At 65.3% G+C, this 13,719-nt stretch carries 13 protein-coding genes; 7 read left to right on the top strand and 6 right to left on the bottom strand.

Features of this window, described 5'->3' with window-relative positions:
• The first annotated feature begins 90 nt into the window (after window positions 1-90).
• Window positions 91-1,428: an MFS transporter gene (locus FYJ92_RS01755; RefSeq protein ID WP_185262342.1), complete on the top strand. Its 1,338-nt coding sequence runs from the start codon at window positions 91-93 to the stop codon at window positions 1,426-1,428.
• Between the two features lie 63 nt (window positions 1,429-1,491).
• Here FYJ92_RS01755 and FYJ92_RS01750 read toward each other — a convergent pair whose 3' ends face one another.
• From FYJ92_RS01750 to FYJ92_RS01740, 3 genes are all read right to left on the bottom strand, one after another.
• Window positions 1,492-3,825, bottom strand: a complete 2,334-nt coding sequence (locus FYJ92_RS01750) for a glycoside hydrolase family 65 protein (RefSeq protein WP_185262341.1) — start codon at window positions 3,823-3,825, stop codon at window positions 1,492-1,494.
• A gap of 81 nt (window positions 3,826-3,906) precedes the next feature.
• Window positions 3,907-4,695 (bottom strand): HAD family phosphatase, encoded by a 789-nt coding sequence (locus tag FYJ92_RS01745; protein WP_185262340.1) that lies wholly within the window; start codon window positions 4,693-4,695, stop codon window positions 3,907-3,909.
• A 504-nt stretch (window positions 4,696-5,199) separates the two neighbouring features.
• Window positions 5,200-5,817 carry an alpha/beta hydrolase gene (locus FYJ92_RS01740; RefSeq protein WP_185262339.1) on the bottom strand — a complete coding sequence of 206 codons (618 nt, stop codon included), beginning with the start codon at window positions 5,815-5,817 and terminating at the stop codon, window positions 5,200-5,202.
• Window positions 5,818-5,980: 163 nt separating this feature from the next.
• On the opposite strand from FYJ92_RS01740, the gene FYJ92_RS01735 reads away from it, so the two are divergent.
• From FYJ92_RS01735 to FYJ92_RS01715, 5 genes are all read left to right on the top strand, one after another.
• Window positions 5,981-6,238 (top strand): DUF6458 family protein, encoded by a 258-nt coding sequence (locus FYJ92_RS01735; RefSeq protein ID WP_185262338.1) that lies wholly within the window; start codon window positions 5,981-5,983, stop codon window positions 6,236-6,238.
• A 302-nt stretch (window positions 6,239-6,540) separates the two neighbouring features.
• On the top strand, window positions 6,541-7,344 hold the full coding sequence (locus tag FYJ92_RS01730) for a DeoR/GlpR family DNA-binding transcription regulator (RefSeq protein ID WP_185262337.1): 804 nt from the start codon (window positions 6,541-6,543) through the stop codon (window positions 7,342-7,344).
• Window positions 7,341-8,366, top strand: a complete 1,026-nt coding sequence (locus tag FYJ92_RS01725) for a 1-phosphofructokinase family hexose kinase (RefSeq protein WP_185262336.1) — start codon at window positions 7,341-7,343, stop codon at window positions 8,364-8,366. The genes FYJ92_RS01730 and FYJ92_RS01725 overlap by 4 nt, the downstream gene beginning before the upstream one ends.
• 2 nt (window positions 8,367-8,368) lie before the next feature.
• Complete coding sequence (locus tag FYJ92_RS01720; RefSeq protein WP_185262335.1) at window positions 8,369-10,429, top strand: fructose-specific PTS transporter subunit EIIC; 2,061 nt, start codon at window positions 8,369-8,371, stop codon at window positions 10,427-10,429.
• A gap of 68 nt (window positions 10,430-10,497) precedes the next feature.
• Window positions 10,498-10,776 (top strand): HPr family phosphocarrier protein, encoded by a 279-nt coding sequence (locus FYJ92_RS01715; protein ID WP_185262334.1) that lies wholly within the window; start codon window positions 10,498-10,500, stop codon window positions 10,774-10,776.
• A gap of 73 nt (window positions 10,777-10,849) precedes the next feature.
• Here the strand turns inward: FYJ92_RS01715 and FYJ92_RS01710 are convergent, their stop codons facing one another.
• Together FYJ92_RS01710 and FYJ92_RS01705 are read right to left on the bottom strand one after the other, a co-directional pair.
• Window positions 10,850-11,281 (bottom strand): SRPBCC domain-containing protein, encoded by a 432-nt coding sequence (locus FYJ92_RS01710; protein ID WP_185262333.1) that lies wholly within the window; start codon window positions 11,279-11,281, stop codon window positions 10,850-10,852.
• Complete coding sequence (locus tag FYJ92_RS01705) at window positions 11,281-12,126, bottom strand: class I SAM-dependent methyltransferase (RefSeq protein WP_185262332.1); 846 nt, start codon at window positions 12,124-12,126, stop codon at window positions 11,281-11,283. The genes FYJ92_RS01710 and FYJ92_RS01705 overlap by 1 nt, the downstream gene beginning before the upstream one ends.
• Window positions 12,127-12,373: 247 nt before the next feature.
• On the opposite strand from FYJ92_RS01705, the gene FYJ92_RS01700 reads away from it, so the two are divergent.
• On the top strand, window positions 12,374-12,640 hold the full coding sequence (locus tag FYJ92_RS01700) for a Rho termination factor N-terminal domain-containing protein (protein ID WP_185262331.1): 267 nt from the start codon (window positions 12,374-12,376) through the stop codon (window positions 12,638-12,640).
• Between the two features lie 42 nt (window positions 12,641-12,682).
• On the opposite strand, the gene FYJ92_RS01695 is transcribed toward FYJ92_RS01700, so the two are convergent.
• Window positions 12,683-13,717, bottom strand: coding sequence for a Ku protein (locus FYJ92_RS01695; protein WP_185262330.1), 1,035 nt, complete (start codon window positions 13,715-13,717; stop codon window positions 12,683-12,685).
• Between the last annotated feature and the right edge of the window lie 2 nt (window positions 13,718-13,719).

Below are 13,719 nucleotides of genomic sequence, written 5' to 3'. Positions count from 1 at the left end.
CTAAGGGTGCTTAAGACTAATGCGGTTCCGGCCCCAACCGAACCATGCCTCTGAGTTACGCCAAGAACCGGCCGAGCCTAGACTTGCCCTATGCCCGTGCTTCAAGCCCTGCGGCCCTTTGCGCACCGTGAGTACCGGGTCCTCATCTCCGCACTGGCCATCTCCATTTTCGGATCGGGAATGTGGGCTGTCGCCATGGTCTACCAGGTGATCCACCTCGGCGGCGGACCGCTGGAACTGTCCCTGGTGGCCACCGCCGGCAGCATCGGCCTGGTGGCTTTTGTCCTCGCCGGCGGGATCGCCGCTGACCGTGTGCCGCAGCGGCTCCTCATCATTGCCGTCGAAGGCGCCAACCTGGCGATTATCGCGGCGATCAGCGGGCTCGCCATGGCTGGCTGGCTGCAGCTGTGGCACCTTGCCGTGGGAAGCTTTGTCCTGGGCGTGGGCGCCGCGTTCTTCTTCCCCGCCTACTCCGCGATCCTGCCGCGCATACTGCCGCCCGAAGACCTGCTGGCCGCGAACGGCATGGAGGGGACCATGCGGCCCATCCTGCAGCAGGCTGCCGGACCCGCCGTGGCGGGCGTGGTGGTGGCGGCGCTTTCGCCGTCGCACGCCGTGACCGGAGTGGCCACCTGCCATCTACTGGCGTTCATCATCCTGAACTTCCTGGGGCGCCATGCGCTGGGGGCGCCCCACAACGGGGCCGACGGCAGGGCTCACGGCCGGAGCGCCGAGGCCGAGGCCGGGACAACGGGTGCCGCGAAGACGTCCGTCTTCCACGACCTCCGCGAGGGCGTCAGCTACACCATCCGCACCCCGTGGCTGCTGTGGACCCTGCTGTGGGCCTGCGTTTCCGTGCTCTTCCTGATTGGCCCCATCGAAGTGCTGATGCCGTTTGTGGTCCGTGACCAACTCGGCGGCGACTCGCGCATGTTCGGCTTCCTGCTTGCAGTGATGGGCGTGGGCGGGGCCGCCGGTTCGCTGGTGACCGCGTCCCTGAAACTGCCGCGCCGCTACCTCTCGGTCATGATGGTGTCCTGGGGTGCAGGCAGCCTGCCACTGGCCGCCGTCGGTATTCTGGACAACTTCTGGACCATGGCCGCCGCGATGTTTGTGTTCGGGGCAACCGGCAGCGTGGGCATGGTCATCTGGGGAACGCTGCTGCAACGACGCGTGCCCAGCCACCTGCTGGGACGGGTATCCAGCCTCGACTTTTTTGTGTCCCTCGCGCTGATGCCGGTCTCCATGGCGCTGGCCGGACCGGCAGCCGAGGTGTTCCCGATTTGGGCGATCTTCCTCTTCGCCGGCGGCGTCTGTCCCGTCCTGGCGGTGATCGCCATGATCGCTGCCCGGATGCCCGCCGACGAACTGGCCCACCCGCTGGAGAGGCCAGCAGAAGTGGAACGCGCGACGGCGGCAGGAGACTGACGCTGCCTGCTTAACCTCAGGCGCGCAATCACCTGAGGCGCGGAATCACCTCAGGCGGGAGCCTCACCTCACAATGGGGAGGCTCGCCGTCGGAGGCCCGCTGGGGAAGACAGTGCGTTCCGGAACCTCAAAGGGATCCAGGGCAACCCGGACTGCATCTTCACCAATGGTGTGCACCTGGCCGCGGACATCCACGTCGAGCGGTCCGCCGCTGCGGATGCTGAGGGTGAGTGCACCGGCGTCGAGCTCCACCAGCAGCAGCCGTCCTTGGATCTTCAGGTGGAAGGACAATGCCTCCCACTCCGCCGGAAGCCTCGGATCGAAGAACGGCAGGTGGCCCTGGTCCCGGAGCCCGGCAAAGCCGGAGACAAGCGAGCTCCAGACTCCCCCGGCGGAGGCGATGTGCACGCCGTCGATGGTGTTTCCGTGGGTGTCGTCCAGGTCGATGAAAACGGCGTTCGTGAAGTGCTCCAGGGCAGCTTCGGGGTGCCCCACCTCGGCAGCCATGATTCCCTGCACGCAGGCGGACAGGGTGGAATCGCCAGTGGTGATGGGGTCGTAGAAATCGAATGCGCGGCGCTTCTCGTCGGCGGAGAAATCCTGCCACTGCAGGAACATAGCCAGCACCGTGTCTGCCTGCTTGAGCACCTGGTGCCGGTAGATCACCAGCGGGTGGAAGTTCAGCAGCAGCGGGTACTTGGACCGGGGAGTAGTCCAGTCCCACGATTCCAGGGTCATGAAGTCGTTGTCCTGCGAGTAGACCTGCAGGTCATCGTCGAACGGCAGTTGCATGCGGTTCGCTGCCTGCTCCCACAGCTCGCGTTCCGCGTCGTCGATCTCCGGGTGGTCCAACGCTGCGGCGGCGCGGAGGTTAAACCGGGCCATCACGTTGGTGTAGAGGTTGTCATTGACAACGGCCGTGTATTCGTCCGGACCGGTAACACCGTGGATGTGGAATTGCCCGTCCTTGCCGAAGAAGCCCAGGGAGCTCCACATGCGGGCGGTTTCGATCAGCAGTTCGGCGCCCATGCCTCCGCGGAAGGTTTCGTCGCCGCTGGCCCACAGGTAGCGGTTGGTGGCGAAGGCGATGGCGGCTGCGATGTGGAACTGCGCGGTGCCGGCGGCGTAATAGGCGCTGGCTTCAAGGCCGTTGATGGTGCGCCACGGGAACAGCGCGCCGTCCACGCTGAGCTCCTTGGCCCTGATCTTGGCGGCCGGCAGCATGTCATGCCGGAACTCGAGGACCTGGCGGGCGCCGTCGGGGTTGGTGTACGTGAGGTAGGGCAGGAGGTAGACCTCCTGGTCCCAGAAATAGTGCCCCTCATAACCTGAGCCTGTGACACCTTTTGCGGGGATGCCTGCGATGTCGGCCCGAGCGGTGGCCTGGGCAAGCTGGAACAAGTTCCAGCGGATGGCCTGCTGGAGTTCGGGCTGGCCGCCCACCATGATGTCCGAGGTGGCCCAGTACGCGCGGTAGTGCTCGCTGCTCTCGGTGAAGATGTCCTCCACAGTCCGGAGCCCGGCTTCGGCGGCCTCCGCGGCGTCCCGAGCCGAGTCCTGGACGCCGCGGCCCGCTGCGTAACTGACGCTCTTTTCCAGCCGGAACGGCTCCTGGGCACCTACTGCCAGGACATAGCGGACGCTGCTTTCATCCTCGCCCGCCACAGTCTCGAAAGGCTGGTGCCCGGCCGAGGTCCAGTGGTCCACGGCGATTCCTACGCGCTGCCCGGATTCCGCCGCTTCCCAGGAAAGTCGGAGCGAGCCGTCGCCGCCGTCGGTCCTTACCGGCAGGAGGACCCGGCCGGCGTGCCGGCCTGCCCGGCGCGGGTCATGCGCCGAGTGGTCCTCCACAGGCTGGTCCTGGCGGTTGATGACGGACGACGTCACGTCGGCGGAAACCTCGCGGTCCGAAGCCACTTCGAGCGAGATGCCCAGGCTGCCACGTGAGGCGAAGCCCACGGCGCGACGTTCGGTGGTGGTCACCGTGGCGCCGGACCGGCACAGCCAGGTGATGCGGCATTCGTAGATGCCGGTGGCGAAGTCAACGGAGCGGCGGTAATCCAGGACTGTCGATTCGGCGAGCATGAGGCTCTCACCGTCGATGACCACTGTGAAGTTGTTCGCATCCGGGATGTAGATGATCCGCTGTCCGGTCCGGGCGAAACCGAATGCGTTCTCCGCGTGCTTGATATCCCAGATCTCGTGCAGGCCATTGATGAAGCTGCCCGGAAGATCGGCGTCCGCGGCCGCCCAGTGGGCGCCACGGATACCCAGATGCCCGTTGCCAAGGGCAAAGAGCGTTTCCAGCGTGCCCGCGCTGCCCGGCTGGTGGCGTGTTTCCACAAGCTGCCAGGGGGTGTTGGGGAACCGTTCACGGTCCGCGGTGATAAGAGCCATGGTGTTGGGGTCCTTTGGCGTTGTGCGGTGCGGGGAGGTGCTTCGTGCCTGAGGCCGGGGAGCGTCAGGCGGCGATTGGCGTTAGAGGAGCTCGTTGAGGTCGTTGACCACACGCGTGGCCCCGGCGTCGAGCAGGGTCTGCCGGCCGGCACCGCGGTCCACGCCGATCACCGAGTGGAAGTGCCCCGCGTGTCCGGCCTGGACGCCCGAGACGGCGTCCTCAACCACCACGCATTCTTCGCTGGGCAGGCCCAGCAGTTCCGCGGCGTACTGGTACGTGGCCGGGCTCGGCTTGCCGGGGAGGCCTTCGGCGGCAGCCACGACGCCGTCGACCACTATTTCGAAGTGCCCGTTCAAGCCTGCGGCCTTCAGGACTGCCGGAGCATTCCGGGACGAGGAGACGACGGCGACCTTGAGTCCGCGGTCCACCGCGGCTTCCAGGAAGCGCACCGAGCCTGCAAACGGCTCGACGCCGGCGCTGACGATGTCGTTGAAGATCTTGTTCTTGCGGTTGCCCAGCCCCTGGACGGTGGCATCGGCGGGGTCCTGCCGGGTGGCATCCTGCTCGGCGCCCTCGGTGGGCGCATGACCGGCAGTGCCGTCACTTGGCGCACCTTCGGGCAGAGCGATGCCGCGGGACGCCAGGAAGTCCCGGACGCCGTCGAACCTGGGCTTGCCGTCGATGTGATCGAAGTAGTCGTCCTCGCGGTAGCCGGGCACATCCGGACGGGACGCCAGGAAGCCCTCGAAAAGTTCCTTCCACGCCTGTTCGTGGACAGTGGCCGTGGGGGTCAGCACGCCGTCGAGGTCGAACAGGATGGCGGAGGCGGTGGTCCAGCTGGTGCTTCGGGTGTTCAGAACGTCAGTCATGCGCGGTGTCCTTTCAGACGGCGGGCAACAGGCGGGCTGTCACGGGCGGGTTGTCACTGGGCGGTAGGTAAGCAGGCAGAAAAGTAAAGCGGGCAGAAAAGTGGAGCGGCCCGAAAATCGGGGGCAGCAAGGAGGGGCCGAGCAGGAGCGGGGAGGGCGGCCACGATGCCGCCGGGTCAGCAGGGGCGGCTGAGGGCCAGGGTGAAAACCTCGGCGGGCCGGTGGGCTGCTGTTGAACGTCTTCTTCCATCATGGGCGCCTTGGCACGGCCTGACAACTTGGCGGACGCGGGCCGGCGGCGCAAGGCAGGCAGGAGGCATGGCACGTGGCATGTGTCCGGCTTCCCTTTCCGATGGTTTCAATGGCCCGCAAGGGTGGGCCACCGACGAGTGTAAGCGCTTACAAATTGGGCGTGCAACTGTTTTTTCTCATGTTGCGATACCGGGCACACGCCGTGCGGGGTACGGATTTCAGCCCGGCATGCAGTTGAGTGGAGCAATGCAGTCAGCCGAGCACGTAGTGGCGCAGGAAGGCGCTGACGTCCACCATCTCCGTCTTGCTCATGGCGTGGCCCATGCCCGGATATGTCCTGGCGGTCAGCCGGGTGTTTTCGTTCAGCCATTGTCCGGTGTAGGCCGTTGCGTCCTCATTGATCACCAGGTCCGCCTTGTCCCGACCCCAGAAGAAGGGCGGCGGGGCCGTGAAGGATTCGGTCAGCGACAGCAGTTCGCTTTCCAGCACAAAACCGGAGAGGCCCACCGCTGCCTGGTAATCCGCGGGATGCAGGCGCAGCAGCGTGCTGGCCATGGCCATTCCCTGGGAATAGCCCAACAGACTGACGCTGCTGTGCTGGCCCCGGACGGAGTTGATCCACGTCTGGACGGTGTTGGTGGCGGTGATGACATCCGCGAAATCGTTGGCCAGGAAGTAGTCCAGGAGGAACCAGCCGTAGTGGTCGCCGATCACCATGGGCGCCCGCAGCGCGGCACAAGTGAACTCGGCCGGGAGGTATTCAAACAGCCGAACCATCCGGGACTCGTCCGTGCCGTAGCCATGCATCATGACCAGCAGCGGCGTGCCGCCCCGTTCAGCCTCCGGTTTGGACCAAACAACAGTCTCCATCAGATCAGCCTAACGAGCGCCAGGCTCCTGAACAGCCAAGACGTTGGCGCGCCCCGGGCGGCCCAATCATTGAATCGCGCCCCGACGGGCTGTAGCGTGAGCGTAAGACAGCATGCTTATCAAGCATGGCATCACACGTATTCGAACAACTAAGGAGCAAGTCATGAGAATCGGTTCCTCTATTTTCCTTATTGCACTCGGTGCCATCCTGGCCTGGGCCGTAGCCCCGGGGTTGATTCCCTTTGTGGACCAAGCCCTGATTGGCTACATCCTGATGGCCGTTGGCGTAATCGGCCTGATCGCCTCCCTGATCCTGGCCTCACCGGGCCGCAGCCGCCGGGTCAGCGAAACCCGGTCGGTGGTTGATCCCAACACCGGCGAGCGCATCACCCGCAACGAAAGCCGCGACGGCGGCATCTAGGCTTCAAAACCACCCGGAAGCCGGGCCCGACCGAAAAGGTCGGGCCCGGCTTTTGCGTTTCCGGCCTAACCCAGGCCTAACCCGACTCGCCCCGCCCCGCGAGTTTTTGTCCACTTATCGGGACTTTCGGGCCGTTCGGCTCGCAATACGTGGACAAAAACTCCCGGGGATTCTGTGTTTTTATGGTTTTCATTGACAAACCAACATAGACAAAGATAAAGTCAAGTAATTCAACATCATGTGATGCCAGTCACTGGATTGCAGGGCACTGGGGATTCAGCACTTTACGCAATGGAGGGTCCGTGTTCGCCGAGGAGCGCCAGCAGAAGATAGCCGAGCTTGTGGCCCGCACGGGCCGGGTGAGCGTGACCCTGCTGGCTGAGCGTTTCCGCATCACCACCGAAACTGTCCGCCGCGACCTAGCCACCCTCGAAGGCACCGGCACTGTGCGCCGTGTCCACGGCGGAGCGGTTTCCGCCGACCGCTTCAGCACCACCGAGGAAAGCATCAACGAACGGACCATCCAGCGCCCGGACCAGAAAATGCGCATCGCACAGGCGGCCCTCGCCCTGATCCCCCAGGCCACGTCCGGCAGCATCCTGCTCGATGCCGGTTCCACCACTGAAGCGTTGGCCGACCTTCTCGCCCGGCGCACCGCCGTCGAGCCTTCCGCTACCGGACCCGGCGCTGAACTGGTAGTCATCACCCACGCCGTCCCCATCGCAGCGAAACTGTCCAGCGCGCCCGGCATCGCCCTCCAAATCCTCGGCGGCCGGGTGCGCGGGCTCACCCAGGCCGCGGTGGGGCAGGCAACTGTGGAAGCGGCGCAGCGTTTGCGCCCCGACGTCGCTTTCATCGGCACCAATGGCATCCACGCCAGCTTTGGCCTTAGCACTCCCGATCCTGAAGAAGCCGCCGTCAAGGCGGCCTTCGTCCATTCGGCGCACCGCATCGTGGTGCTGGCCGATTCCTCCAAGCTGGACGTGGAAACCCTGGTCCAGTTCGCCTCCCTGAAAGATCTGGACACCTTGATTACAGACAGCGAGCCCAGCCTCGAACTCGCGGCAGCCCTGACCGAGGCCGGCGTTGACGTGGTGATCGCATGATCGTCACCTTCACGGCCAACCCCAGCCTGGACCGCACGGTGGCCCTGCCCGGCCCCCTGGAACGCGGCGAAGTCCAACGCGCGGTCTCGGTCAGCCAGGAATCCGGCGGCAAGGGCGTCAACGTATCACGGGCCCTGGTTGCCTCCGGTCTGGAGACCATCGCGGTGCTTCCGGGCGCTGAAAGTGACCCCGTCCTCGCGGGGCTGCTCCACGATGGCGTTCCGTTCGCGGCCCTTCCCATCGACGAGCCGCTGCGCACCAACGTGGCACTCACCGAGCCGGGTGGCGTGACCACCAAGATCAACGAGCCCGGACCCATCATGGATGCAGACCAGCAGGAAGCCCTGATCGGCCTGCTGCTGGAACGCGCCCGCGGCGCCAGCTGGGTAGTCCTGGCAGGTTCCCTGCCTCCCGGCTTCCCGGCCGACTTCTACGCGACCGTCACCCGGCGGCTGCGGACTGCGGCCGACGGCGGCGCCCCGCTGATCGCCGTCGACTCCTCCGGCGGCCCGCTCGTTGCCGCCGTCTCCGGCATCTCGCCGGACGGCACGGCACAGCATGGTACTTCACAGGACGGTGTGTCCGGGAAACCGGACCTCCTCAAACCCAACGCCGAGGAACTGGCGGAACTGGCTGCTGCAGCCGGCTTCGCCACGGCGTCCACCGCAGACGAACTGGAAGCGGATCCGGAGGCTGCCGCGGCAGCCGCCGCCGCCGTCGTGCGTTCAGGTGTGGGTGCTGTGCTGGCAACTCTCGGATCCAAGGGAGCTGTCTTGGTAACGGCCGACGGCGCGTGGCTGGCCACGCATCCGCCGGTCGCCGCGGTCAGTACGGTCGGTGCGGGCGATTCATCGCTGGCTGGCTATCTGCTCGCCCACGGCCAGGGCGCCGCCCCGGCCGATTGCCTCCGTCAGGCGGTGGCACATGGTGCCGCCGCCGCCTCCCTGCCGGGTTCCACTGTCCCGGCAGTCCACCAAACCACCCCGGATGCCGTAACCATCACGGCTCTTCGAAAGGATTGACAGTGACTCAGCTCATCACCACCGAACTGGTCGTGCTCGACCAGAACCTGGGCACCTCGCCCGAGGACGTGATCCGGCACCTGGCCAGCAAAGTAGCTGCCACCGGCCGCGCGTCAGAAGTCGAAGGCCTCTTCGCCGATGCCTTCGCCCGCGAACAGAAGACCGCCACCGGCATCCCCGGCGGCATCGCCATCCCGCACTGCCGCTCTGCTGCGGTCATCGAACCCACGCTGGCCATGGCCCGGCTCAACCCCAAGGTGGACTTCGGCGCCAAGGACGGGCCCGCGGACCTGGTCTTCTTTATCGCTGCGCCCGACGGCGCGGACCAGGAGCACCTGCAGCTGCTGTCCAAGCTGGCCCGGTCCCTGATCAAAAAGGATTTCACTGCGGCACTCCGCAATGCATCTTCGCGGGAAGAGGTCGTGGCACTGGTGGACGGCGCTTTGGCGGATAAGCCGGCGGCCCACGCAGCTGCTGCTGTTGCCGAAGCTGCGCCCGCTGCTGCTGTTGCCGGTGCTTTTGCTACTGGTTCAACCACCGCTGGCCCCCGGCGTCTGGTGGCCGTGACCGCGTGCCCCACCGGCATCGCCCACACCTACATGGCCGCCGATTCACTCGTGGCCGCAGCCCAGGAAATGGGCGTGGACCTGCAGGTGGAGACCCAGGGTTCCTCCGGCGCCAAGCCGCTTGACCCTGCCGTCATTGCCGCCGCCGAAGCCGTGATCTTCGCCGTGGATGTGGATGTCCGCGGCAAGGAGCGCTTCGCCGGCAAGCCCGTCATCAACGCCCCCGTCAAGCGCGGCATCGACGAGCCGGCCAAGATGGTCCAGGAGGCGCTCGCTGCCGCTGCCAATCCGAATGCGCGCCGAGTCCCCCACTTCGGGGCCGAGGAACAGGCTGAGAACGAAGCCACCGAAAAGGGCGAACACATCGGCCAAAAGCTGAAGAAGGCACTCCTCACCGGTGTCAGCTACATGATCCCGTTCGTCGCCGGTGGTGGCCTGCTGATCGCCCTGGGCTTCCTGCTGGGCGGCTACCTGATCACTGATTTCGCCAACGCGATCGTGGTGGAAAACAGCATCTTCAACCTGCCCACCGAATACCCTGACAACGCCTGGGGACCACTCGGCGCCTACCTTGGTGCCGTGCTCTTCAAGATCGGCGCACTGTCCATGGGCTTCCTGGTGCCTGCCCTGGCCGGTTATATCGCGTATGCGATCGCCGACCGGCCAGGCATCGCACCGGGCTTCGTTGCCGGCGCCGTTGCCGGCTTTATGGGCGCAGGCTTCCTCGGTGGAATCGTCGGCGGCTTGCTCGCCGGTTACGCCGCCCATGTGATCGGAAGTTGGGCCGTGCCGCGTTGGTTGCGCGGCCTGATGCCGGTGGTGATCATCCCGCTGCTCGCCTCCCTGGTCGCGTCGGGCCTGATGTTCCTGATCCTCGGTGGCCCGATCGTTGCGCTTACTGCGGGACTGAACGGGTGGCTGTCCGGCCTTACCGGCGCCAGCGCCATCGCTCTGGGCGTCATCCTGGGCCTCATGATGTGCTTCGATCTCGGCGGCCCGGTGAACAAGGTCGCCTATGCCTTCGCCGTCGCCGGACTTGGTGCCGCTTCCTTGGATAACCAGGCCCCGTGGCAGGTCATGGCAGCTGTCATGGCCGCTGGCATGGTGCCGCCGCTGGCCATGGCCCTGGCATCGACAGTCCTGGACAAGAAGCGCTTCAGCCTTGCTGAGCGCGAAAACGGAAAGGCAGCATGGCTGCTGGGAGCTTCCTTCATCTCCGAAGGTGCCATCCCGTTCGCTGCCGCTGACCCGCTCCGCGTTATCCCCGCCAGCATGCTCGGTGGAGCTGTCACCGGCGCCATCTCCATGGCGGCGGGCGTAGGATCCAAGGCCCCTCACGGCGGTATCTTCGTGTTCTTCGCAATCGATAACTTCCTGATGTTCGTCGTCGCCATTGCGGCAGGAACCATCGTCACCGCCCTGTCAGTGATCGCTCTCAAGCGCTGGGCCGTCCGCCAGCCCGCTGCTACCGTTGAGTCGGTTCCAGTAACGGTTTGACCGGCCGCACCGCACCACCACCCACGGCGCTGAACCAACGGACGCGCCGAAAGACAATAGGAGCAAGAATGTCAGAACGCACCGCAACCGTCGCCAGCCGAGTAGGCCTGCACGCCCGCCCCGCCGCCATCTTTGCCGAGGCCGCCGGCGAGTTCGACCTGGACATCACCATCGCCCGCCAGGGCGAGCCGGTCGATGAGGCAATGGACGCCGCCAGCATCCTGTCCCTCATGAGCCTGGGTGCCGCCCACGGCGATGTTGTGGTGCTCCGTGCAGAAGGTACCGGCGCGGATGACGCCCTGGAGCGTCTGGCGCAGATCCTGGAAACGGACCACGACGCCGAGTAAACAGCCTGACGCCAGCGGCCGCCGTCGCGCCTGGCCCCTCTCCTGGGAAGGTACGACGGCGGCCGCTGGTTTCTTAGCCGCGTTCTGCGATCTTCTTGACGTCCGCCACGAGCATGTCCCACATGCCCTTGGAGTGTTCCGCTGCGTCTTCGTTGGCGTTGTTGTCCTGCGAGAGCGTGAGCGTTGTTGCACCGCCCTGGCCCTCGAGGGTCCAGGTGAGCGGGTGGTAATTTTCCGGCTTGTCTTCCTGACCGCCCAGCGGGCTGAAGTGCGAATGGACCAGCCTGCGGCCGGGGTCTACCTCGAGGATCTCGCCCTTATCTTCGTAGGGTTTGCCTTCCCACTCCCCGCGCCAGGCGATGGGGCTTCCTTCCGTCCAGTCGGTTTCCAGATCCGCGCCGAACATGAACTCCTTGACGGCGGCGGGATCGGTGATGACCGTCCAGACGCGGTCCGCCGGAGCTTCGATGGTGATGGTGGACGTGGCCACAAGATTCCCGGCCACTACCTGGCCTCCTTCGCGGTCAACAGCAGATATTCCCAATCCATTTGCCACGCGGCATCACCGTGGGCCTCGCCAAAGGAATCGGCCAGTTCGGTGAGCGCTTTGTCCAGGGCCTGCGCCTTATCCTTGTCATCGCCAATGAACTTATAGACCGAGATGGTGGGGCCGTCGTGGGACTTGAAGTACCGCAGGAAGTCCTCCGGCTGGTGGAAACTGCGGATGGCCAGCGAACGCTTCTTCGCCTGGATATCGGTGATCCTGCTACCGAAGAGTTCCCGCACGTGGTCCTCGCTTCCCCACAGCGGCGGCGGCTGGGCTCCGGGCGAAGGCGGCGGCGCGAGCGGCTTCATGGTGGCAAACATCCTTCCGATGAAGCCTTCGGGCGTCCAACTGAGCAGGCCTATGGTGCCGCCGGGTTTGCATACCCGGACAATTTCGTCCGCTCCGGCCTGATGGTGCGGCGCGAACATCACGCCCAGGCAGGACGTGACCACGTCAAACGAATCGTCCTCGAACGGCAGGGACTCGGCGTCCGCTTCCACCCATTCAAGCCCAACGCCGCGATCGGCAGCCTGCCGTCGCCCGGCGTAGAACAGTTCCGGGGTGAGGTCGCTGGCCACAACATGGGCGCCCATCATGGCCGCAGGGATGGCCGCGTTGCCGGCACCGGCAGCCACGTCCAAAACGTGCTGCTTCGGCTTGATTCCGCAGGCATCAACCAGAATGGCCCCGAGATCCTGTACCAGTTCACTGGCCAGTGCCGGGTAATCCCCCGAGGCCCACATGGCCCGGTGCTTTTGCTTCAGTGCCCGGTCTGCCTCGTCTACGTCCGCTTGGTCATTCATGGTGGCGCCCCTCTTCTTTGACAGGTTTTCCCTTGACAGGCTTCGAGTGACAGCACGCTGTTCCACAGCGCTGTGATGCGACCCATTGTGGCCGCAGCAGGGCGGGCTGTAAAGCGTCTGGGGCTAACGGCCCACCACGGAAGCAAGCAACCTTACTGCTTCCTTGTTTTTCGCGAGTCCCGGAATTAGCGTGGAAGCCTGACCAGCCAATACGGTGCTAATCCCGGACCCGGCGAAGGAGGACCACATGCCCGGCAAGAAGAACCCGAGCCTGAAAGATCCTGAACTGTACGAGGAACTGCGGGACGACGGAGCGTCCAAGCAGAAGGCCGCCCGCATCTCGAACGCGGCCGCCAACAAGGGCCGCTCAGCGGTGGGACGCAAGGGTGGGAAAGCCGGCGATTACGACGATTGGACCGTCCCGCAGCTAAAGGCCAAAGCCAAGGAGATAGGCCTCACTGGCTACTCAGCCAAAAAGAAGAGCGAGCTTATCGCCGCCCTGCGGAACTCCTAGGCGGCGGCCATCCCCACCACCACAGACTGTTCGCGGCCCGCTTTAAGCACCCTTTCGCGCCCGCGTTGTGGTGGCTTTCGCCGCAGGCTTCGCGGCGGTGGCTTTGGTCCCGGAGGACTTGGTTCCGGAGGGCTTCGCGGCAGCAGTCTTCGTGCTTGCAGTCCTGGCACGGGCTTTGGCGGGAGCCTTCGCGCCGGAACTGTCGGCACTCTCTTCCGTGTCGTCGTCGTCCGCGTCTCCGGAGGCCGTATCCCCGGAGCCCGCCTCCGCAGACGCGGCAGGCTTCCCGCCGCCGCGTTTCCGCTCCAGGCTGCGCTTCAGCGCCTCCATCAGGTCGATGACCTCGCCGTTGCCGCCCTCACCCGCGTCTGCACCGAATGTCTCGTCAGTATCGAGCGAATCCCCCTTCTCCAGCTTGGCCTCGATGAGCTTCCGGAGCTGCACCTGGTAGTCATCGGTGAAGTGCTCGGGCTCGAAATCGGCGGCCATGGACTCCACGAGGGCAGCGGACATTTCGCGTTCCTGTGCCGAAATCCCGATGGAAGTGTCCAGGGCCGGGAAGCTGGCCTCCCGGACCTCGTCGGGCCACAACAGGGACTGCAGGACCAGTACGTCGTCCTTGATGCGCAGCGCCCCCAGCCGGGTCTTCTCGCGCAGGGCGAACTGGACGATGGCCACCCGGTCCGTATCCTCAAGCGCCCGGCGCAGCAGGACGTAGGCCTTGGGCGATTTGGAATCCGGCTCCAGGTAATAGCTCTTCTCGAACATCATGGGTTCGAGCTGCTCCGACGGGACAAACTGGACCACCTCGATCTCGTGGCTGTTCTCCGCCGGGATGGATTTGAGTTCATCCTTGGACAGGACCACCGTCCGGCCATCGTCCTCAAACGCCTTGTCAATGTCCGAATAATCGATGATCTTGCTGCACACCTCGCAGCGGCGCTGGTACCGGATCCGGCCGCCGTCGGCATTGTGGACCTGGTGGAGGCTGATGTCGTGGTCCTCGGTGGCGCTGTAGACCTTCACGGGTACGTTGACCAGGCCAAACGCGATGGCACCTTTCCAGATGGCTCTCATCC

The sequence above is a fragment of the Pseudarthrobacter sp. NBSH8 genome, assembly GCF_014217545.1.
GTDB lineage: Bacteria > Actinomycetota > Actinomycetes > Actinomycetales > Micrococcaceae > Arthrobacter.
Note: the sequence above shows the minus strand (reverse complement) of the source record. Positions and strands in the feature narration are given on the sequence as shown.